Source organism: Agrobacterium pusense (assembly GCF_013285525.1).
GTDB lineage: Bacteria > Pseudomonadota > Alphaproteobacteria > Rhizobiales > Rhizobiaceae > Agrobacterium > Agrobacterium pusense.
This window is the reverse complement of sequence record NZ_CP053856.1, coordinates 982,656-1,004,073: the sequence shown is the minus strand read 5'-3', so window position 1 is coordinate 1,004,073 and position 21,418 is coordinate 982,656. Positions and strand designations below refer to the sequence as shown.

Annotated in this window: 21 protein-coding genes; 10 read left to right on the top strand and 11 right to left on the bottom strand. The window is 59.7% G+C overall.

Annotation, left to right across the window (positions count from 1 at the left end):
- Window positions 1-36: 36 nt before the first annotated feature.
- Genes HQN82_RS04890 through HQN82_RS04875 form a run of 4 tightly spaced genes read left to right on the top strand, consistent with a single transcriptional unit; the run spans window position 37 to window position 2,888 of the window.
- Window positions 37-507 carry a RidA family protein gene (locus HQN82_RS04890; protein WP_004441543.1) on the top strand — a complete coding sequence of 157 codons (471 nt, stop codon included), beginning with the start codon at window positions 37-39 and terminating at the stop codon, window positions 505-507.
- Window positions 504-1,244: a glycerophosphodiester phosphodiesterase gene (locus tag HQN82_RS04885; RefSeq protein ID WP_045534114.1), complete on the top strand. Its 741-nt coding sequence runs from the start codon at window positions 504-506 to the stop codon at window positions 1,242-1,244. Before HQN82_RS04890 ends, HQN82_RS04885 begins: the two co-directional genes overlap by 4 nt.
- Complete coding sequence (locus HQN82_RS04880) at window positions 1,241-2,419, top strand: GNAT family N-acetyltransferase (protein WP_113381077.1); 1,179 nt, start codon at window positions 1,241-1,243, stop codon at window positions 2,417-2,419. Before HQN82_RS04885 ends, HQN82_RS04880 begins: the two co-directional genes overlap by 4 nt.
- A gap of 37 nt (window positions 2,420-2,456) precedes the next feature.
- The gene (locus tag HQN82_RS04875) at window positions 2,457-2,888 is read left to right on the top strand and encodes an HIT family protein (RefSeq protein ID WP_006697570.1); all 432 of its coding nucleotides are present in this window, start codon (window positions 2,457-2,459) and stop codon (window positions 2,886-2,888) included.
- Window positions 2,889-3,072: 184 nt separating this feature from the next.
- Here HQN82_RS04875 and HQN82_RS04870 read toward each other — a convergent pair whose 3' ends face one another.
- Window positions 3,073-3,924, bottom strand: coding sequence for an urea carboxylase-associated family protein (locus HQN82_RS04870; RefSeq protein WP_112765769.1), 852 nt, complete (start codon window positions 3,922-3,924; stop codon window positions 3,073-3,075).
- 109 nt (window positions 3,925-4,033) lie between these two features.
- On the opposite strand from HQN82_RS04870, the gene HQN82_RS04865 reads away from it, so the two are divergent.
- Window positions 4,034-4,909: a LysR family transcriptional regulator gene (locus HQN82_RS04865; protein ID WP_173614600.1), complete on the top strand. Its 876-nt coding sequence runs from the start codon at window positions 4,034-4,036 to the stop codon at window positions 4,907-4,909.
- Here HQN82_RS04865 and HQN82_RS04860 read toward each other — a convergent pair.
- The 6 genes from HQN82_RS04860 to cckA all read right to left on the bottom strand — a co-directional run bounded on the left by HQN82_RS04860 (window position 4,893) and on the right by cckA (window position 12,911).
- Window positions 4,893-5,843: a phosphatase PAP2 family protein gene (locus tag HQN82_RS04860; protein ID WP_173614599.1), complete on the bottom strand. Its 951-nt coding sequence runs from the start codon at window positions 5,841-5,843 to the stop codon at window positions 4,893-4,895. The two genes, HQN82_RS04865 and HQN82_RS04860, sit on opposite strands and share 17 nt — an antisense overlap.
- A 55-nt stretch (window positions 5,844-5,898) precedes the next feature.
- Window positions 5,899-6,243, bottom strand: a complete 345-nt coding sequence (locus HQN82_RS04855) for an AzlD domain-containing protein (RefSeq protein ID WP_162719197.1) — start codon at window positions 6,241-6,243, stop codon at window positions 5,899-5,901.
- On the bottom strand, window positions 6,240-6,998 hold the full coding sequence (locus HQN82_RS04850) for an AzlC family ABC transporter permease (RefSeq protein ID WP_112765767.1): 759 nt from the start codon (window positions 6,996-6,998) through the stop codon (window positions 6,240-6,242). Before HQN82_RS04850 ends, HQN82_RS04855 begins: the two co-directional genes overlap by 4 nt.
- Before the next feature lie 165 nt (window positions 6,999-7,163).
- Window positions 7,164-9,671, bottom strand: coding sequence for an ATP-dependent Clp protease ATP-binding subunit ClpA (gene clpA, locus HQN82_RS04845; protein ID WP_004441518.1), 2,508 nt, complete (start codon window positions 9,669-9,671; stop codon window positions 7,164-7,166).
- Window positions 9,672-9,681: 10 nt separating this feature from the next.
- Window positions 9,682-10,038: an ATP-dependent Clp protease adapter ClpS gene (gene clpS / locus HQN82_RS04840; RefSeq protein ID WP_003502541.1), complete on the bottom strand. Its 357-nt coding sequence runs from the start codon at window positions 10,036-10,038 to the stop codon at window positions 9,682-9,684.
- Between the two features lie 284 nt (window positions 10,039-10,322).
- A complete protein-coding gene (gene cckA / locus HQN82_RS04835; protein WP_006697576.1) occupies window positions 10,323-12,911 on the bottom strand; it encodes a cell cycle histidine kinase CckA in 2,589 nt (862 codons plus the stop codon).
- A gap of 659 nt (window positions 12,912-13,570) precedes the next feature.
- Here cckA and HQN82_RS04830 point away from each other — a divergent pair.
- Window positions 13,571-14,818 (top strand): flagellar biosynthetic protein FliO, encoded by a 1,248-nt coding sequence (locus HQN82_RS04830; RefSeq protein ID WP_173614598.1) that lies wholly within the window; start codon window positions 13,571-13,573, stop codon window positions 14,816-14,818.
- A gap of 104 nt (window positions 14,819-14,922) precedes the next feature.
- Here HQN82_RS04830 and dksA read toward each other — a convergent pair whose 3' ends face one another.
- The gene (dksA, locus tag HQN82_RS04825; protein WP_004441503.1) at window positions 14,923-15,342 is read right to left on the bottom strand and encodes an RNA polymerase-binding protein DksA; all 420 of its coding nucleotides are present in this window, start codon (window positions 15,340-15,342) and stop codon (window positions 14,923-14,925) included.
- Between the two features lie 302 nt (window positions 15,343-15,644).
- Between dksA and HQN82_RS04820 the strand changes: the two genes are divergently transcribed.
- The 4 genes from HQN82_RS04820 to HQN82_RS04805 all read left to right on the top strand — a co-directional run bounded on the left by HQN82_RS04820 (window position 15,645) and on the right by HQN82_RS04805 (window position 19,493).
- Window positions 15,645-16,121 (top strand): SixA phosphatase family protein, encoded by a 477-nt coding sequence (locus HQN82_RS04820; protein ID WP_048902808.1) that lies wholly within the window; start codon window positions 15,645-15,647, stop codon window positions 16,119-16,121.
- A gap of 127 nt (window positions 16,122-16,248) precedes the next feature.
- Window positions 16,249-17,727: a YcjX family GTP-binding protein gene (locus tag HQN82_RS04815; protein ID WP_022556074.1), complete on the top strand. Its 1,479-nt coding sequence runs from the start codon at window positions 16,249-16,251 to the stop codon at window positions 17,725-17,727.
- A complete protein-coding gene (locus tag HQN82_RS04810; RefSeq protein WP_022556073.1) occupies window positions 17,724-18,803 on the top strand; it encodes a YcjF family protein in 1,080 nt (359 codons plus the stop codon). Before HQN82_RS04815 ends, HQN82_RS04810 begins: the two co-directional genes overlap by 4 nt.
- Window positions 18,804-18,932: 129 nt before the next feature.
- The gene (locus HQN82_RS04805; protein WP_004441493.1) at window positions 18,933-19,493 is read left to right on the top strand and encodes a hypothetical protein; all 561 of its coding nucleotides are present in this window, start codon (window positions 18,933-18,935) and stop codon (window positions 19,491-19,493) included.
- Window positions 19,494-19,506: 13 nt separating this feature from the next.
- Here the strand turns inward: HQN82_RS04805 and folK are convergent, their stop codons facing one another.
- From folK to folP, 3 genes are all read right to left on the bottom strand, one after another.
- Window positions 19,507-20,022 (bottom strand): 2-amino-4-hydroxy-6-hydroxymethyldihydropteridine diphosphokinase, encoded by a 516-nt coding sequence (folK, locus tag HQN82_RS04800; protein WP_173614597.1) that lies wholly within the window; start codon window positions 20,020-20,022, stop codon window positions 19,507-19,509.
- A 4-nt stretch (window positions 20,023-20,026) separates the two neighbouring features.
- Window positions 20,027-20,392, bottom strand: a complete 366-nt coding sequence (gene folB / locus HQN82_RS04795; protein WP_003502532.1) for a dihydroneopterin aldolase — start codon at window positions 20,390-20,392, stop codon at window positions 20,027-20,029.
- 78 nt (window positions 20,393-20,470) lie between these two features.
- Window positions 20,471-21,256 carry a dihydropteroate synthase gene (gene folP, locus HQN82_RS04790; RefSeq protein ID WP_173614596.1) on the bottom strand — a complete coding sequence of 262 codons (786 nt, stop codon included), beginning with the start codon at window positions 21,254-21,256 and terminating at the stop codon, window positions 20,471-20,473.
- Window positions 21,257-21,418: the final 162 nt, after the last annotated feature.

Genomic DNA, 21,418 nt, shown 5'->3' with positions numbered 1-21,418 from the left:
ATTCTTGAAGGATTTACAACAAAACCGGAGACGAAAATGTCGGACGTCATCGAAGGCCGCCTCAAGGAACTAGGCTTTACGCTTCCTGTTGCGGCAGCACCAGCCGCAAACTACGTTCCGTTCACCATCAGCGGCAATCTGCTTTATGTATCGGGTCAACTGCCGATGGAATCGGGCAAGATTGCGGTGACGGGCCTCGTTGGCCGCGATGTCGACGTGGCAGGCGCCCAGCGCGCAGCCGAACTTTGCGCCGTGAACATCCTCGCACAGGTCAAGGCCGCCTTGAATGGCGATCTGTCGAAAGTCCGCCGCGTCATCAAGCTGAACGGCTTTGTGGCTTCCGTTCCCGAGTTCGTTGAGCAACATCTCGTCATCAACGGTGCATCGAACCTCATCGCCAATGTTCTCGGCGAAGCCGGCAAACATGCCCGCGCCGCCGTCGGCATGGCCGCCCTGCCCTTCAATGCATCGGTCGAAATCGACGCCATCGTGGAAATCGACGTATGACACTGAAACTTTCCTGGCTGACGGCCCAGCCCGTCGCCCATCGCGGTTATCATGATCTCAACAAGGCGGTCTGGGAAAACACGCTCTCCGCCTTTTCCCGCGCCGTCGAGGCCGGTTTTGCGATCGAATGCGACGTTCAGCTGGCGGCCGACAGTGTGCCGGTGGTTTTCCATGATCACGATCTGGAAAGGCTGACCGGCATCAAGGGCGATGTGCGTGAACGCACCTCGGCGGAGCTGGCAATGCTTTCCGTCGGCCAAACCAAGGATCGCGTTCCGAGCCTCAAGCAGCTTCTGGCTCTCGTGGCCGGCAAGGTGCCGCTGGTTATTGAGCTGAAGGGCCGCGAGGGCGAAGGCGTCGATGACGGCTTTGCCGAAGCGGTGCTGGAAGACCTCGAGGGCTATAACGGCCACGTGGCGCTGATGAGCTTCGACCACCATCTGCTGAAGGACCTGAAGGCTGCGGGCTCGCCCTGGCCTCTTGGGCTGACGGCCGAAGGCGACAAGCCGGAGGACTTCTTCAGACATGACGAAGCCATGCAGTTGGGGCTCGATTTCATCTCCTATCATTGGGGTCACCTGCCCAACAGCTTCATCGAAGCGCAAAGAAAACTCGGGCTTCCGGTGATTACTTGGACGGTCAGGGATGAAAATGCGCGCGAGACGACCTATAAATATGCGGACCAGATGACATTCGAAGGTTTCGACCCGAGAGAGAACCCGTCCACCACGGCATGACAGAAGATTATTCCATCAGCATTGCGCAGTCCTTCGCGGACATCGATCCGGAGAGCTGGAAACGGCTTTCCGGAACATCGCGCGATGCATCAGGAAAATCTTACAACCCGTTCATATCGCATGAATTCCTGTCTTCTATGGAAGACTCTGGCTCGGCGACCGCCAAGACTGGCTGGCTGGGGCACCACCTGCTGCTGGAAAACGCTGCAGGCACCCTCATTGGTGCCGTTCCTGCCTACCTGAAAAACCACAGCAAGGGCGAATACGTCTTCGATCACGGCTGGGCAGATGCCTTCGAGCGGGCTGGCGGGCATTATTATCCGAAATTGCAATGCTCGGTGCCCTTTACCCCGGCGACGGGCCCGCGGCTGCTGGTTGCCAACGGCGAAGATGTCGGACGATTCAAGCCGCTACTTGCTTCCGGTCTCGCACAAGTGACCGAGAAGATCGGCGTTTCCTCGGCTCACGTCACGTTTCTGCAAGAGGATGACCTATCCGCTCTTCTGCCAGGCGATTTCCTGCATCGTACGGACCAGCAATTCCATTTCATCAATGACGGTTATCGCGATCACAACGATTTCCTCGATGCGCTGTCATCACGCAAGCGCAAGGGGCTCAAGAAGGAACGCCGATCAGCGCTGGAACACGGCATCGAGATCGACTGGCTGACGGGTTCCGACCTGACGGAGGACATCTGGGACCAGTTTTTCGCCTTCTACATGGATACCGGCAGCCGTAAATGGGGCCGGCCCTATCTTACCCGGGAATTTTATTCGCTGATCGGCGAGCGAATGGCCGATGACGTGCTGCTGGTCATGGCGAAACGCGAGGGGCGCTATATTGCCGGTGCGATCAACTTTATCGGCTCGGACGCGCTTTACGGCCGGCACTGGGGCTGCATCGAGGATCATCCTTTTCTGCATTTCGAGGTCTGCTACCATCAGGCGATCGATTTTGCGCTGTCCAAGGGTTTGAAACGGGTGGAAGCCGGTGCGCAGGGCGAACACAAGCTGGCGCGCGGCTACGTGCCGGTCACCACCCATTCGGCGCATTTCATCGTCCACCCGGGCCTGCGCCGCGCCATTGCCGATTATCTTCAGCGGGAGCGCGAAGAGGTCGAGCATATCGGCGATTACCTTGATGAACACACGCCTTTCCGCAAGGGCGAAAGATAGGAACCGGACGCATAGTCCGACATACGGAGAGAGCAGAATGACGGCCAGCGCCTATGACGACAACAATATCTTCGCAAAAATCCTGCGCGGCGAAATTCCGAGCCATAAGCTTTACGAGGACGAGCATACCCTGGCGTTCATGGATGTGATGCCGCAGGCCCCGGGCCATCTGCTCGTCGTTCCCAAGACCGGCTCCCGCAACCTGCTCGACGCCGATCCCGAAGTGCTGGCGAAAACCATTCCGGTGGTGCAAAAACTCGCAGTCGCGGCAAAGGAAGCCTTCGATGCGGACGGCGTTTTCATCGCCCAGTTCAACGAACCGGCCGCTGGCCAGACCGTTTTCCACCTGCACTTCCACGTCATTCCACGCAAGGAAGGCGAGCCGCTGAAGCCGCACTCGGGCGTGATGGCCGATGGTGAAGTGCTGAAGGCTCACGCAGAGAAGATAAAGGCGGCGCTCGCCTCGTGACGGGCGCCAAGACATCTGCGCGTTTGTCGCGGCCTCCGCACGCCGTTGTCACAGACGCGATCCCTCGGCTGGCGCGATCAAGTTCTCGATCGCGCTAGCTTTAAGGCGCAGAAGCGCCCTGGCTGCACGCGGCATCATCCTCTGGCCCGTTCGGGAACGCGCACGGCGGCAATATTGTTTGCAGTCACGCCGGAGGGCGATAGGCATTCCTCTCCGGCCATGGCCAGCCTTCAAGCATCGTCAGATCCGGCCGGTAGATCTCTACCTGCAGCGGATAACAGGCCGCCGTATCGCTGGAATGCGTGGCGCTGCAATCGCCTCCCGGGCAGGCGGACAGCGCGCCGATGAGATCAATTTCCGCAAAGAACTCGAGATAATCGCCCGGACGCACCGGACTTGCCTTCATGAAATACTGGTGGGTGTCGCGGGTGAACCCCGTGCACATGAAGACGTTCAACACATCATGAACATGCGGCTCCGCTTGCCGGAACGAAAGGCCTTTGGCGGAAGCAAGCGCGTTCGTGAGGTTGGAGTGGCAACAATGATGATAATCGCCGCCGCTGAGCAGCTTGTTCGTGTAGGGATCGCAGCGCGTGCCGATCACGTCATGCACACCGCCGCCGTCCTCGTCCCAGCCATACCATGACAGCGTGTCATGGGTGATGGTCGCCATCGGCCGAAGGGATGGCAGGTTGCTCCACAACCGGTTGCCGACAGAAACATGGGTGGCATGCAGCGCGCGGGTCTTGCCGCTGAAAAACCGTTCATTCAGATCATGCGCATTCCAGAGGTTCAAATCCCCCACCTGCGGGCCTTCGATACTGACGATGCGGAAAAAATGGCCCTTCGGAACATTGAAGGTTCGGCCGTCACGCGGCGGCACGATAACCTCATCGATCTTTTCCATGCTCCCGCGTGCTTTTTCCAAAAGCGCAAGGTCGGGAGTCTCAAGTGTGCCGTTCGGGTAAACGACGACAGGCGAAATGGCGCGACGCGCGGCGGCGTCATCGGGTTCGGCAACAGGCGTTCGGGGCATGAAATCCTCTGAGCAATGTAATGTCGGAGGGAAATTGCGGTACGAATGCCCGGCTGACAAGATGGCTTCTTCTTGCGCTCAGACCAAGTTTTACTTACCCTTGTTTCTCATGATGTTGCCTCCGCTCGCCACTATCCGCGCCTTCGAGGCGGCCGCCAGGAAAGGCAGTTTTGCCCTGGCCGCCCTTGAACTCGGCATGACGGCGACCGCCGTCAGCCAGCATATACGCAATCTCGAGGCATGGCTTGGTGTTGCACTCTTCGAACGGCATGCCAGGGGCGTAACGCTGACGCCGGCCGGGAAGGATTTCGGGGGCACGGTTTCCTCAAGCCTCAGGCAGATCGCTTCCGGCGCAGAACGCATACGCGGCCGTCGCGATCGCATCACGGTCCGCCTCGCCAGCCTGCCTTCAGTCATTGCGCATTTTCTGACGCCGCGGCTTCCGCGTTTCCGGGCGATGCATCCCGATATTCAAGTGTCCATCAGCTATCTCGGCGCCAGGCAGGCCGTGCCGGCCGATCTCACCATAGAGCATGGCGTGTCTGCCGGGCCAAATGCCGTGGCGCTTCTCAGCGCCGAGACACGCCCCACCTGCGCTCCCGGTTACGCCGACCAATTCGGTCCGTTCAGCGAGGTTGCCAGCCTGTTGCAGGCGGAATTGCTGCATGACGATAACGAAATGGCCTGGCGGGCCTGGTTCGCCGCCGCCGGCACGGTCCCGCCGAATAGCACCGGCCCGATTTTCGCGGATTTCAATCTTCTCGTAACAGCGCTGAAGGCCGGCCAGGGCGTCGGTCTCTGTCCGACAGCACTTCTGCGTGACGAGATTGCGAAAGGCGAACTGACCGTTCTCTTCGAGCGCGCCGCCGACAAGGACAAATATTACTGGCTGGTGGAAACGGCGGAAATGAGTACATCGGCGAGGCTTCTGGCGAACTGGCTGTTGGCAGAAGCACGCGAAGCCGGGACTATTCCGCCACCATGACCTGCCCGGCCGCCTCGGCCGTCCTTTCCATGCGCTCTTTTGCCGACAACCATTGGAGCAACCGACCCGAGACGGCGCAGATGATGGCAAAAGCGACGAGACCGCCAAAAACATCCGAGAGATGATGCCCGCCCTGCACGAGGACGGCCGGCAGCATCAACAGGTTAAGCGGCAGGATGACGAGCATCGCCCACCAGTGCCTTGGTGCGAACCAGACAGACATCGCCGCCATGAAGATGTGGAACGATGGAAAACCGATAAGTCCCAGAACGCTTTTAGGGGAAAGGTAGCCAACTCCCTGCGTCGCAAGACCGTTCAGTTCCTGCCCATACTCATTGCCCACCGCCAGAGGAATTGCCTGGGAGACCCATTGGGGCAGCTCCATATAGGCAGATGGTCCGAATGTCGGGAAAAATATCCAGAAAACAATGCTCGCAAAAGCGCCCAGCACCCCGGTAACGAGGAAATGATGCAGCACCCGGTTCTTGCCCGTAAAGCCCAGAGTGAGGACAATCAATAGAAGCTGGGGAAGTGATGTCGCATAAACGAAGAACAGGATTGTCCCGATCCACGGATGCGTTGCCGCCCAGATGACAATGTCCTTCCAACTATAGCCAAATGCCGCGTCCACAGCGAAGAGCACATGATCGATCGTCGGGAACGCAATTGGCAGGAACATATAGTTGAAGATGGAGGCCGCGAGCGTGAAGAGGATAAAAAGCCCTCCCGACATGAGGGCGGCAGCTATACGGTCATCGCGCCCGCTTCTGCGATAGAATTGACCGAGAAGAAAGACGCCGGCACCCGCGAATACACACAGGAAGTACCCGGCATAATCCACGCTGATGCCCCTTGCTGCAATCAAGGCTGCATCAACGACAAATAATAAAGCGATAAAGCCAACGACGAAACGTTCCGCTGCAAATAATCGCATGGCGCTGGATCCCTGTTTTGATCGCGCAGTCTAAACAGGGAGTTTTAATACCAGGTTAGAAACCCAGCGCGAAAAGTCCGCCTGCCAGGAGCACGATCGGCACCGCGACGCCGACGATGACACGTTGGCCGGCGGCCAGAAAGGCAACAAAGCCGAGTACTGCCGCACCGATACGCAGCCACATCGGCGAGGACTCAAGCGTTCCGGTCGGAAACACGATCAGCTTGGCGGTGACCGCCATGACGAGTGACGTGGCAACCGCCCTCACCCAATAAAGCGCCTCGGAATCCTCTTTCAACCGGTTACCGGCGAGAACACCGAGCCAGCGCCAGAGATCGGTCGCCAGCCAGCCTGCGATTGCGATGAAGAGATAGGGTGCCCACCAATGGTCGCTCATCATGGTTCACTCTCCGGTGAGGCCGGTTTCATCCTGCGGCGGAATATGAGGCGATCGATTGCATAAGCCACCGTGCCTCCACCGATACCGGCATAAAGGATGTCGAATTCGGGCGCGAGGACCGCAAAGGCCGGACCGGCGATGACGCCGATGACAAAGGCGACCTTGACGACGGAGTGGCGCGCGGAAGCCCAGATGGACGCGATGAAATAAACCGGCGTCAGGAAGAACAGGACACCAGCAACCAGCGGCGGAAACGCGGCGACGACACCGTAACACAGGCCAACGATGATGGCATTGACGACGGTGAGCGTGATGCCAAACCCGGCAAACCAGGCGGCGCGGGCCTCCCGCGGCACCTTTGAAAGGTTCTGTGTTGCAAAGACCCACGCCGTAATCGCAACGAAATGCGAAAGGAACAGCAAAATCCAGGTCGGCGTCTTCGCGCCGCGCATTTCGGGAACGATGGAGGCCACCATCGGCATCATACGTACCGATGACAATGTCACCGCCAGAAAACAGGCGGCAAGATTGGCGCCGCCGACCATGGAGCCGATCAGGATCATCTTGGCGGGCAATGCCCAGATGAACAGCGTCATGAACACGGCTTCACCGCGGGCTACGCCCGATTCCAGTGCAAAAGCGCTGAAACCGACGAAGGATGTCATGAGAATAAGGGACGGCAGCGAGGATATGCCCCGCATTCCCCTGAAAAACCAGCCGCGCAATGGGATGGTGTCGCTATCGGCATTTTGCATTGCGAACCCACTCGTGCATGTCGTCTGAAATGCCGTGGCATCGCGGCAACGTCATACAGACGGAGAAATGAAGACTTGCCGCCGATTCCATTAAAGAGCGGCACGCTTCATGCATAAAAATGCCGGGCTTTCGCCCGGCATCTGTTTATCGATCAAAGACCGCGGTCACTTCTTCTTCGGTACTTTCGGTACGGCGTTGGCCTTGCGCCGCGGCTTTTCGGCATCGTCGGACTTGTCAGCTTCGGCGACGAGGACATCCGCCTCTTCCTTCGCTTTAGCAGCCTTGGAAGATGTTTTCGCCTTTGCCTTGCCCGGGGACTTCGCCGCCTTGAGTTCGGCTTCCGGCTGCGGCTTGACGGGTGCGGTCTCCGGCAGAACCTCTAGTATGAGGCCATCGGCACCGTCATCCTTCTTGCCGACGGTGACGCTGACGACGCCGCCCTTCTTCAGCTTGCCAAAGAGAATTTCATTGGCGAGCGGCTTCTTGATGTTCTCCTGGATCACACGAGACAGAGGACGGGCGCCCATCTTCTCGTCGTAACCCTTCTCCGCCAGCCAGGAGATCGCATCTTCATGCAGATCGAAGGTGACGTTGCGCTCGGAGAGCTGGGTTTCCAGCTGCATGACGAACTTCTGCACGACCTTGTGGATAACGGCGGTCGGCAGCGGCGAGAACGGAATGATCGCATCTAGACGGTTGCGGAACTCCGGCGTGAACAGGCGGTTGATCGCCTCTTCATCTTCACCAGTGCGGCGCGAAGAACCGAAACCGATGGCGGATTTCGCCATTTCGGAAGCGCCCGCATTCGTCGTCATGATGAGGATGACGTTGCGGAAGTCGATTTTCTTGCCGTTATGGTCGGTCAGCGAGCCGTGGTCCATCACCTGCAACAGGATGTTGTAGATGTCAGGATGCGCCTTTTCGATTTCGTCCAGCAGCACCACGGAATGCGGATGCTGATCGACGCCATCGGTCAGGAGACCGCCCTGGTCGAAGCCGACATAACCGGGAGGCGCACCAAGCAGGCGCGACACGGTATGACGTTCCATGTACTCCGACATATCGAAGCGCAGCATCTCGACGCCGAGCGAGGCGGCAAGCTGCTTGGCCACTTCCGTCTTGCCCACGCCTGTCGGGCCGGAGAAGACATAGGAGCCAATCGGCTTGTTCGGTTCGCGCAGACCGGCACGGGCCAGCTTGATGGCCGTGGCAAGCGCCTCAATGGCGATGTCCTGACCATAAACGACGGAGCGCAGTTCCTTTTCGAGGTTGGCGAGAACCATCTCGTCATCCTTGGACACCGTCTTCGCGGGAATACGGGCCATCGTCGCGATGGTCGCCTCGATTTCCCGTTCCGTGATCAGCTTGCGGCGCTTGGAAACAGGCAGCAGCATCTGTGCTGCACCGGTCTCGTCAATCACGTCGATCGCCTTGTCCGGCAGCTTGCGGTCCGAGATATAGCGGGCCGACAGCTCGACAGCAGCCTTGATAGCCTCATTAGAATATCTGAGGTGATGGTAGTCCTCGAAATAGGGCTTCAGGCCCTTCATGATCGCAATCGCATCATCGATCGACGGCTCGTTGACGTCGATTTTCTGGAAACGACGCACAAGCGCACGATCTTTCTCGAAGAACTGGCGATATTCCTTGTAGGTGGTCGAACCGATGCAGCGGATTGCACCCGACGAAAGCGCAGGCTTCAGCAGGTTAGACGCATCCATCGCGCCGCCGGAGGTCGCGCCCGCACCAATGACGGTGTGGATTTCATCGATGAACAGGACCGCGCCCGGGTACTCTTCGAGTTCCTTGACGACCTGCTTCAGACGCTCTTCGAAATCACCGCGATAACGGGTGCCCGCCAGCAGCGTGCCCATGTCGAGCGAAAAGATCGTGTCATTGGCGAGCGCCTCCGGCACTTTGCCTTCCACGATCCGCTTGGCAAGCCCTTCAGCGATCGCCGTCTTGCCCACGCCCGGATCACCCACATAAAGCGGGTTGTTCTTGGAGCGGCGGCAGAGGATCTGGATGGTGCGGTTGACCTCGTCGTGGCGGCCGATCAACGGGTCGATCTTACCGTTTTTCGCCTTTTCATTGAGGTTGACGCAATAGGCCTTCAACGCATCCTGCTGCTTCTTGGCGGACGATCCGTCCTCCTCGGGATTGCTGCGGTTCGGCTTGTTTTCGCTTTCCGGTTCGTCAGCGCCACGCGGCGTGCGCGTCTGGGACGTGCCGGGGCGCTTGCCGATACCGTGAGAGATATAGTTGACCGCATCGTAACGGGTCATTTCCTGTTCCTGCAGGAAATAGGCAGCATGGCTCTCGCGCTCGGCGAAAATCGCCACAAGCACGTTTGCGCCGGTCACTTCCTCGCGGCCGGATGACTGAACATGGATCACGGCGCGCTGAATGACGCGCTGGAAGCCGGATGTGGGTTTGGAATCCTCGTCGTAACCGGTGACGAGGTTGGTCAGTTCATTGTCGACGTAATCGCTGACAGTCTTGCGAAGGGCATCGAGATCGACGTTGCAGGCGCCCATGACGGCTGCGGCATCCGCGTCGTCGATCAGCGCCAGAAGTAGATGTTCGAGCGTCGCATATTCGTGGTGACGCTCATTTGCAAAGGTCAGTGCCTGGTGCAGCGCCTTCTCGAGACTCGGGGAAAAAGTTGGCACGTTGCGATCCTCATTTCTTTTCCATGACGCACTGCAGCGGATGCTGGTGCTGTCGGGCGAAATCCATGACCTGGCTTACTTTCGTCTCTGCGACCTCATATGTAAACACCCCGCATTCGCCTACGCCGTGCTGGTGCACGTGCAGCATGATGCGGGTTGCCGCTTCACGATCTTTCTGGAAAAACCGTTCCAGAATGTGAATGACGAATTCCATGGGAGTGTAGTCGTCATTCAGTAAAAGAACACGGTACAAATTCGGTCTTTTCGTCTTCGGCTTAACGCGGGTGATAACAGACGTTCCACGGTTGGTACCGCCCCCGTCTTCCCCTTCGCCCTCGCCCTGCATGTAGATCGGCTTAGCGATCATCTTTCATCATTCTCCAAACTGTTCTCAAACCGACAGCTGATTGCCAGGAGGGAGAACTTCGCCTCTCCATATTTAGGTCGTTAAGAAGCGATTTTAAGCCCCTTGCGCGACGGTGCAATCACTATTGCGTTTGCGAAGAGGCAAACCTCGCGAAAAGTGCGGGATATGAGAGGTAACCGAAGTCCGAGAAGACATACCTCGCCCGCATGGGCGCGCCTTCGCGCCAAATGCGGACGGCTGCGACAGGCGGCCGCTCTGCCGAATTCGGTTCGACGGCGCTGGTCTCACTCCTTGTCGTCGAGCATTTCGCGCACGGCGATGGCAAGCTGCTTCAACGAGAAGGGTTTGGGCAGGAAACCGAACTTGGCATCAGCCGGCAGGTTTTTCGCGAAGGCATCCTCGGCATAACCTGAAACGAAGATGAATTTCAGGTCTGGATAGGACTTGCGCAGCTCTCTCAGCAGCGACGGGCCGTCCATCTCAGGCATCACGACGTCGGAAACGACGATATCCACTTTGCCTTCCAGTTCCTCCATCACCTCCAGCGCCTCTGTGCCGGAGCCTGCCTCGTGCACGGTGTAGCCGCGCGTTTCCAGCATGCGCTTGCCGCCACGCCGCACCGCCTCTTCGTCTTCCACCAGCAGCACGACGGCGGATTTGCCTGTGAGGTCCAGCGGCTCCTCCTTCACCGGCTCGGCCGCGGCGACCGGCGCAAGCGCCGCCTCGCCTGGCTGCTGTCCAGTGCCGGGAACCGCCTCCACCACGTGGCGCGGAAGGTAGATGCGGAAGGCCGTTCCCTTGCCCACTTCCGATTCGGGATAAATATAGCCGCCGGACTGTTTGACGATGCCGTAGACCATCGACAGCCCGAGGCCCGTGCCCTTGCCCACTTCCTTGGTGGTGAAGAACGGTTCGAAAATCTTGTCCATGATCTCCGGCGGGATGCCCGTGCCGTTATCGGCAACTTCCACCATCACCATGTCTTCGGCCGGGAATTCGGGACGGCCGAGCGCGGCGATCTCTTCTGCGTCGACGTTGCGTGTCCTGATGGTGATCTTGCCGCCATCGGGCATGGCGTCGCGTGCATTGACGCAGAGATTGATGAGCACCTGCTCGAACTGCGACAGGTCTGTTTTCACCGGCCACAGATCCCGGCCGTAATCGACCTCCAGCTTGACATTGGTGCCGGAAATCAGCCTGTCCACCAGCATGCGCAGATCGCCGATCACATCCGTCAGGTTGAGGATTGCCGGGCGCATGGTCTGCTTGCGCGAGAATGCCAGAAGCTGGCGCACCAGTACGGCGGCGCGGTTGGCGTTTCGCTTGATCTCCATCAGATCGGCGAAGCTCGGATCGGCCGGACGCGCCTGCAAGAGCAGATGGTCGGACGACAGCAGGATGGCGGTCAACACGTTGTTGAAATCGTGGGCGATGCCGCCTGCGAGCGTGCCCACCGCGTTCATCTTCTGCGTCTGCGCCATCTGGGTTTCGAGCGCCTTCTGCTCTGTCACCTCTATGGCATAGACGATTGCCACCTCTTCCGGCGCCTCGTCGTCCTGGTCGATGACGGCATTGACGTAGAAACGGAAATGCCTGGTCTCGTCGCTCGGATGGCGGGAATCGAAGGGCGCGATATCGCCCTGACGGTCCTTGGCCTCGGCGAGCGCCTGTTCAAGGCGCGGCTTTTCATTGTCGTGAAGGACTGTCTCGAGTGCCACGCCGCGATCAATATCGTCGCGCCCGACAACGCCGGAGAACAGCTTGAGGAAAGGCGCATTGATGCGCAGGATGCGTCCATCGCCGTCAAGCGAGGCAATCGCCATCGGCGTATTGTTGAAAAAGCGCGTGAAGCGCATGGCGGAGGAAGATTCGGTATCCTCCTGCCCCTTGGGCCGCATCAGGACGATGGTACGGCTCTCACCCGGCGCGCCGTCCTTTGCGGTGACCTGGTGGACGAGGCGGGCCGGCATGCTCTGGCCGTTCACCCGGCGCATGTCGAGATCGAGGATTTCGGTGCGCTTTGCTGAACCCTGGGGCTGGACGGATTCGATCAGCGCCATGCCCTCGCCGGCGACGATGTCCGAGACCGTCATCGAGCCTGGCGAAAACTGTGCGAGATCGATGCCGAGCCATTCCGACAGAGTGGCGTTCAGATAAACGATCTCCCCCTTGCGACCGGCGGAAAAGAAACCGGCCGGCGCGTGGTCGAGGTAATCGATGGCATTCTGCAATTCGCGGAAAAAGCGCTCCTGATCTTCGCGCTCTGGCGTGATATCGGCAATCTGGAAGACATGCAGCCCCTCGCCGCCCGAATCCTTCAGCACCCTGCCCTTCAGCCTGTACCAGTGTGGCCCCGCATTGGAATCCTCGCCCAGCGGTTTCAGCAGGCGAAATTCTTCGTAGCCGTCGCGGCCTTCGCGCAGCATGTTGATGAGACGGTAAAGAGCCTCCGTCGCTTCTCGGCTGCGCGACAGCAATGTTTCAAGACTCTGGATATCGCTCGCCTTGGTGGTGCCGCTCATCCTGCAATAGGTGGCGTTGGCATAAACCATATGCCCCTTGGCATCTGTTATCAGCGTACCATCGGGGTGGGCAGAGAGAAACCGGCGTGCAAGCCCATCCGATTGCGATTGCGGCATCACCTCAATGAAACCGATGATCGACGACACCAGAAAGAAAATGCCCATCATGGCCAGCACACCAAGAATGCCGAGCACGATTTCGTTTTCGAGAGAATCCTTGAAATAGACAAAGGCGGCGGCAGCGGCGATCAGCACCAGCGCCAGCAGCAGAATGCGCAACACCGTGCCGGAACGGGCACGCCTGTCCACCAGCGGAAGGTCGTTGTCGCTTGTCTCGCGCACCCGTGTCATCTTGGCCTCGCAGTCGTGCAGGTCGTCATTCGAACAGTCCCGCACTCCGGACGGAATCGGGCAGCAGAATTTCTTGTAGCAACTCGCTCGACCCTCAAAAAGCTCCGCAGCGACACAAAGGCTTAAAAAGCACAGCGAAAACGGCTTCAAAACCGCATATCAGCCTCAAAAGACTAATGGCGCGTGCAGGTGAGTTCCCTCACCTGGCATTGGATCCGCGGCGCGGAGCACTCAATCCTGCCGTCACTGACGGTGCAGACCGAACATCCATCGGTAAAGTCCACACACGATGGGTTGTCCCGAACGAACTCATCCATCGTGAAAACCTTGCCTGGCGCCTTATCATCCGCCGCTGCCGAACAGGAAATCAACAGGGCGGCAGTGCAGCTCCTCAGTACGGGTCCGACGAGACGGGTTCGGAACATGGCAAGCGCTCCCTTCTATTGGAAGAATTGCAACTTTCGCTCTCGCCCAGCATTGAAGGACGAGATGTGGCGCTTTGGTGGCGCCGTTGCCATCGATAAGGCGATGCCCGTGCTGAAATGAATAAACCTTGTGTTGCGCCTAAAAAAATCGTCTTTTCGTGCTTGATGTTCACATTATAAGAACCACGGCAATATTAATTGCCCAAGAAATTAAAAAGCCAAAAATCTGAAGGGATGATCTCCATGATGGAAGATTTTATCGGCACCTATGGAAACCGTCTCATCGTCGCCGTCGTCGGTGTGGGTGTGGCCCTCCTCGTTCTGGCGATTGCTCTGTGGATCCTGCGCAGACGAAGCGGTTCGGCGCCCTTTATCCGCGGCGGCCGCAACCGGCAGCCACGTTTGCAGGTGCTTGACGCCACAGCCGTCGATGCGCGGCGTCGCCTCGTGCTGGTGCGGCGCGACAATGTCGAGCATCTGGTCATGATCGGCGGCCCAACCGATATCGTGATCGAGAGCGGCATAGGCGCGATCCCGATCGTCAGGGATGTGCAGGAGCCGGAACTCAAGGCGCTCCCGCGTCAGGAAAGCGAGCCGAAAAGGACCGAGCCTTCCATCTCACCGGAACGCCGCGCCGTGCTGCCGCAGCAGCAACCGTCTCAAGCCCCTGCGCCCGCTTCGATAGCGGAGGAGCCGGTGAAGCAGCCGCAACGGCCGGAACCGCCCGCTCAAGCCCAACGTCCCGCGCCGACAGCAGCGGCAGCACCACCGTCGCCGCGCCCGGCAACGCCACCGCCGCCTGCGTCCCCGCCTCCGACGGCGCGTGAATCCGCCGCGCCGGCAAGACCTGCACCTTCCGAGCGGGAGGCGGCCCGTCCTGCCCCGCCGCCAATACCGGTGACCGTAGCCGCCGCGGGCGCGACCGTTCTGCCCGTCGCCGCCGCGTCACTCCCCATCGCCCCGGAGCGGCCGGAGTTTAAGCGGGCCGAACCCTCGGCACCCGCTCCCGCACCGGTTGCGCCGCCGATCCCGGCCCAGGGACCTATAGAGGCAAAGACGGCAGAGGGCGGGCCTGCGGACGTTGCGCCGCCCGTTTTCGCTGCGCGCGAGCCGGTGATCAATCAATCCATCGCAGCCGATTTTCTCGACGCTGCGCGGGAGCGGGTTCTTCCCGGTATGAGCCCGGCGGCGAGCGCACCGTCTGTCCCGTTCCCACCCAAGCCTGAGAATCCGGCTGTCGCCGCCAATGACACCGAGCCGAAATTTTCAGACGAGCTGGCCAGCGATTTCGAGAGCTTCCTCGAAGCCGAGATCGCCAAAAGCAAGGAAGCCGATAGTGACCCGGGCACTTTCCCCGTAGCGGAAAAGCAGGCAAAACCGCAGCCGGCCACGCCACCAGTCACCGGCGCATCACCGGATGGTGACGTCCAGAAGGAAATGGCACGCATCTTCGGTGAGCTTTCGGTGACCCGTGACCGCTGAAGGGACGAATTTACCAGGCCAAGGTCCATTGCATAAAAAAGGGCACGGAAGCGTTTCCGTGCCCTTGTTCTTTTATAGTGTCACCGGTCTGAGGCGGCTTAGCCTTATTCGTCGCGGTAGACTTTTTCGCGACGCTCGTGGCGCTCCTGCGCTTCGATGGAGAGGGTCGCAATCGGGCGGGCGTCCAGACGCTTGAGGCCGATGGGCTCGCCTGTTTCCTCGCAATAACCGTAAGTTCCGTCTTCGATCCGCTGAAGGGCTGCATCGATCTTCGATATCAGCTTGCGCTGACGGTCGCGGGCGCGAAGCTCGATCGCCCGGTCTGTTTCGGAAGAGGCCCGATCCGCAAGATCGGGGTGGTTGGCGCTTTCTTCGGCGAGATGTCCGAGCGTCTCGCGCGCTTCTCTCAGGATATCGTTTTTCCAGGCTATAAGCTTCGCGCGAAAGTAGGCGCGCTGGCTGGCATTCATGAACTCATCGTCTTCCGAGAGCACATATTTGCTAAGATCGATCTTCTCACTCAACGCGATTCTCCTCGAAGAACATCTCAATGCGGCGGTGTATACTCCAATGATAGTGGCCGGTTCAAGTCTACAGATCAGTTTTCGGGCATTTTTAAAACTGACACAAAAATCATCTAAATGACTAATTTTTATTCTTTATTCGTATTGAAGCGATCTCTTCTTCAATCACTTCAATGCGACTTACCAACAGGAAAGAGCACTTGCGGTCCTGCAACCCAATCCTGTAGCATTCCGCCCGTGCCCTGACATTCGAACGCCGGTCCCCGCCCTTGACAGCATCTTCCCCGAGCCGAGTTTATCTTCTGCGTCACGCCAAGGCCGCCTGGGCGGCGCCGGGAGAACGGGATTTCGACCGGGGATTGAACGAGGCCGGCTTTGCCGAGGCGGAGGTCATTGCCGACCTCGCCGCCGACCGCCGCTACCGGCCCGAAGTCCTCCTGTCTTCCACGGCCGTTCGCTGCCGGCAGACAACGGAGGCCTGGCAACGGGCCTTCAATGAAGGCATAGACATCTTCTATGTCGATGAGATGTATAATGCGCGCAGCGAAACCTATCTCTCCCTTGTCGCCGCTCAGACGGAGGCGCAGTCAGTGATGCTGGTGGGCCATAACCCCACCATGGAGGCAACGCTGGAAGCGATGATAGGCGAGGACCTGCTACATGCCGCCCTGCCCTCGGGTTTTCCGACATCGGGCCTCGCGGTTCTGGATCACGACGGCGGTGCCAGCAACGGCAGAGACCGCTGGCGGCTGGTCGATTTCCTCGCACCGGGCAAATAATCGCTTCGGCGTGCGATGAATTGTGGAAAGAAGGCGCGCTGAAAATCCGATGGCGCGCTTCTTTTTTGGGCAACCGTATCTTCCTATATTGCAGCCGTGACCGTTTAACGCAGCCGGGAAATTGCCATTGCCGCCTTCTCTTACGTCCCTGACAGACAGTGCGCTCATTGCGTTCGATAATCTGGCCGACCGCGCGAGTAACCTCACTCACCCCACATTGCGGCTTGGTGTCACCGGCCTTTCGCGGGCGGGCAAGACGGTTTTCATCTCTTCGCTGGTCCACAATCTTCTCAACGGCGGGCGGCTGCCGCTGTTTGAGGCCATGCGCTCCGGACGCGTTTCTAACGTGCGGCTGGAGCCGCAGCCGGACGACGCCATTCCCCGTTTCCAATATGAAGATCACATCCAGGCACTGGTGCGCGACCGGCTTTGGCCGGATTCGACGCGGGCGATCTCGGAACTCAGGATCACGCTGGATTACCAGAGCGCCAGCGGCTGGGGCCGCTGGTTCTCGACCGGCAAGCTCTCTATCGATATCGTCGATTACCCCGGCGAATGGCTGCTCGACCTGCCGCTTCTGTCGCAAGATTACCGGCAATTCAGCGATACCACAGTCTCGCTGGCCGGAAGCGGGGTCCGCGCCGAGCTGGCACAGGAATGGCTGGCCATCGCCTCTTCGCTCGATATCAACGCGCCCGCCGACGAAATGACGGCCCGACGCTTGGCTGAAAGCTTCGCGGCCTATCTCAAGGCCTGCAAGTCCGACGAGAGATCGCTGTCGACCCTGCCGCCCGGCCGCTTCCTGATGCCCGGCGATCTGGAAGGGTCGCCCGCGCTGACCTTTGCGCCGCTTCCCGGCCTGACGGACGAAAAAGCGCCGAAAGGCTCCCTGCGCGCCATGATGGAGCGGCGCTACGACGCCTACAAGTCGATCGTCGTCAAACCCTTCTTCCGCGAGCATTTCGCCCGCCTCGACCGGCAGATCGTCCTGATCGACACGCTGCAGGCCGTCAATCGCGGTCCGGAAGCCGTTCAGGATCTGGAGCGGGCGCTGGGCGATGTTCTCGCCTGTTTCCGCCCCGGCACCAACAGCCTGCTGTCGTCGCTGATCGGCCGTCGCATCGACAAGGTGCTGATTGCGGCTACGAAGGCCGATCATCTGCATCACGAAAGCCATGACCGGCTGGAGCGCCTGACCCGGCGTCTGGTCGACCGCGCCATCACCACCATCGGAATGAATGGCGCCGGTATCGAAGTCATGGCGCTGGCTTCGGTTCGCGCCACGAGAGAGGCAAGTGTTCGACAGGATGGCCACGAACTGCCCGTCATCGTGGGCACGCCGATGGCCGGCGAAACCATCAATGGCGAGACATTTGACGGCAATCGCAAGACAGCGATCTTTCCGGGCGACCTGCCTGACGATCCGGAGCCATTGTTCCGCAGCATAGACCGGGATGGCGACAAGGCGACACTACCTGATGTCAATGTCGTGCGTTTTCGACCGCCCAACATTGACGAGCCGGGCAGCGGCGGCATTCGGCTTTCCGTTCCACATATCAGGCTCGACCGCGCCATGCAGTTCCTGTTCGGAGACAAGCTCGCATGAAAGCTCCCACACAAAACGATCCGCAGACGCGCCGCCCCGCCGCTTTCACGCTCGAGACGGAAGAGACGGCACGACCGTCCGCCACGCAGAAGCGAGCGCCGCGCAGTTTCGATGCGGAGATATCTTTGACGCCAGATGAAGATGATCCGTTTCTGGCACCTAAGGACATAGACGCTGCCGCTCTGCCCGTGGCGATACCGAAGAAAAGCCGCTTCTCCTTCGGCAAGCTGGCGCTGGGTGCCTTGGGTGTCCTGTTCTCGCTTGCCTTCGGGCTCTGGGCGGATCAGCTCATCCGCAATCTGTTTTCCCGCTCCGACTGGCTGGGCTACACGGCAACGATCGCCCTCATCGTGGCGCTTTTTGCGGTTCTCGCCCTCGTCGGCCGCGAAGTCTTCGGCATCATGCGGCTCAATGCCGTACAATCTCTCAAGGCGGATGCCGAGACGGCAAGCCTTGACAAGAGCCCGAAACCCGCCCGCGCCATCGTCACCCGCCTGAATGCCGTCCTTTCCCATCGGGCGGAAACGGCCAAGGGGCGCGCGGCGCTGAAGGAAACGGAAAGTGACGTCATCGACGGGCCGCATCTGATCGAGCTTGCCGAACGTGAACTGCTGGTGCCGCTCGACCGACAGGCGCGGGCGCTGATTCTCAATTCATCAAAACGGGTCTCGGTTGTCACCGCCGTCAGTCCACGCGCCGTCGTCGATCTCGCTTATGTGCTGTTCGAAGTGACGCGGCTGGTGCGCGCCATGGCAGAGCTTTACGGCGGCCGTCCCGGCACGCTCGGCATGCTGAAACTCCTGCGCGATGTCGTCGCCCATCTCGCCGTCACGGGCTCGATCGCCGTCGGTGATGGGCTCGCTCAACAGGTTCTCGGACACGGCCTTGCTTCGAAACTCTCCGCACGTCTCGGCGAAGGCGTCATCAACGGCCTGATGACGGCGCGAATCGGCATTGCCGCAATGGATCTTTGCCGCCCGCTGCCGTTCAGGGCTGTGAAACGGCCGGGAATCGGCGATTTCATGTCCGACCTCACGCCCGATTTAAGCAGTGGAAAGAGCGGCGAGAAAGCCTGATTGCTCGGCTTTGAGCGGTTCAAAAGGTTACGGATGACGCCGCAAATGAGAGTGAAATAAACCAAGCATTAACCATTCCGCCGGTAGATTGCAGCCTATCGAACAGGCTTCTTCGCCGGGGAAAGTATCATGTATTCGCGCTTCTTTTCGCTTGTGGGCGGACTTGCCGCCATATTGTCCGTCAGCGGCGGTTTCGGCATGTCTGACGTGCATGCCGCATCACGCGATCGCGACGACGTGTTTTTCCGCTCCGTTGCCGGCGTCTGGAAGGGTCCGGGCGAAATCGTCGCCGGCAAATACAAGGGCACGAAATTCACCTGCGACCTGACGGGCGAACCGCTTGACGACAAGCAGACCGGCATAAAGCTCGGCGGCACCTGCCGCGTCGGCGTCTTCAGCCAGCCCATGTCCGCCGTCATCAGCCAGAAGGGCAACAGCTACGAAGGCAGGTTCCTTGATGGCGCGGCGGGCAAGGGTCTGGACATCACCTCCGGACAGGTCAGCGGCGACAAGGTCGTCGTCGGCATCAACCGCGCCAAACTCAACGGTGCAATGGTTGCCCGCGTCTCCAACGACAATTCGATGAACATCACCATCTCGGTGAAGGTCGCCGATCAGATGATACCGGTCATCGGCGTCACGCTGGCGCGCGATATCGACCAGCTGGCTGTAGGCTCGATCAAGCCGTAAAGACTACAGTTTTTCAGCCATTGCCAGGCGGGAGTGTCCACCACTCCCGCTTTTCGTTTGCGCTGACAATGCCGCTCTTGTCCGCCTGCTGAAGCCATTCCCGGACGGACTTTCCCTTGACCTGGAGATCAGGCGCTATATCAGCAAGCGGCATCAGCACGAAAGCGCGCTCCGTCATGCGCGGATGCGGCACTTCAATGCTTTCCGTGACGACAGACTGGTTCCCGAAGGTCAGCACATCGATATCGATGGTGCGCGGGCCCCAGCGTTCCGTCCGTACCCGTTTCATGCCTTTTTCGATATCGAGGCACAGTTCCAGCAGCGCGGGCGCCGAAAGCGCGGTCTCGACCAAAGCGCAGCAATTGAAAAAATCGGCCTGATCCGTCTTGCCCCATGGAGGTGTGCGGTAAAGGTTGGAGACGGCCATCAGGCGGCAATCGCCATGCGCATCGAGTTCGCGCAGTGCCCTGGCCATGGCGGCGGCCGCATTGCCGATATTGCCGCCGAGACCCAGGGCAGCGACGGTCATCGTTTCAGGCTCGGTGCTCAACGCTCACCTGTGCATAATCCAGAATACCTGGAACCGGCGCCGAGGGCTTGCGCACCGTGATGCGCAGCCAGACGATTTGCGGATAACGGGCACGCAGCGCCTTGGCGATGTCGTTCGCAAGCGCCTCTATGAGATACCGGCGCTGGCCGACGACGATCTTTTCGATGACCGCGAAAGCCACGCCATAATCGACGGTGTTCTCAATATCGTCGGTTTCCAGCGCGTCGCCCGCCTCGACCTCCATCTCGGCGTCGACGAAAAAGCGCTGCCCCAACACCTCTTCCTGTTCAAGAAGACCATGACGGGCAAAGAAGGAACAGTTTTTCAGGATGATGGTATAGCGGCTCATCGCATCGCCTCCATGGCAGGACTGTTTCGCCGGAAAGCCGCACCCTCCTCGGGACATGACATTCCGGCACTCATTGATCTAGGCATCGGCCTTTGCCGACGCTTTGGCAAGAACCGCATCGGCGATTGCCAATGCATCACGCGTCGCGGCGACATTGTGCACACGAAAAATCGAAGCGCCGGCAAGCCTCAGGATCGCCGTCGTCGCAGCCGTTCCGATATCGCGTTCATCGGCCGCATCCCGGCACGTCAGCGACCCGATAAAACGCTTGCGCGACGTGCCGGCAAGAACCGGCAGGCCAAAGGCGGCAAGCTCGCTGAAACGGGCCATCAGCTCAACATTTTCCCGTTCGTCCTTGGCAAAACCAAAACCGGGATCCAGCACGACGGCATCGCGGGCAACACCCGCGTCCTCGGCGATCTCGAGCGAATGATTGAGGAATTCGAACTGGTCAGCGATGACATCGGCGAGCTTCTGCCGGTCGCGGCCGGTATGCATGATGCAGACGCCCGCGCGGGTGGCGGCGACCACGCCCGCCATTTCGGCGTCTTTCTGCAAACCGAAAACGTCATTGACGATATGCGCCCCTGCCGCGATGGCGAGCCGAGCCGTCGAAGCGCGGTAGGTATCGACGGAAATCAATACATCCGTCTCGCGGCGCAATTTCTCGATGACGGGTAGCACCCGATCCTGCTCCTCGGCTTCCGTTACCGCGGCAGCCCCGGGCCTGGTGGACTCGCCGCCGATGTCGATGATGTCGGCTCCTTCTTCCACGCAGGTCAGCGCCTGGGAAAAAGCCGCATCGACGGCGAGATAACGGCCGCCATCCGAAAAGGAATCGGGCGTTGCGTTGACGATGGCCATAATACGGCCACGCCCATCAAGTTTCAGGGAGCGGCCATGGGCCGCTTGCCACGCGTTGCTGCCGGCTGTTATCACGTAACACGTGCCTTTCGGAATAACGGAGTGTTATGCCAATTCTTATAAGTTCCGCTCCGCCTATGCAGCAAACGTTTTTCAAGTTCA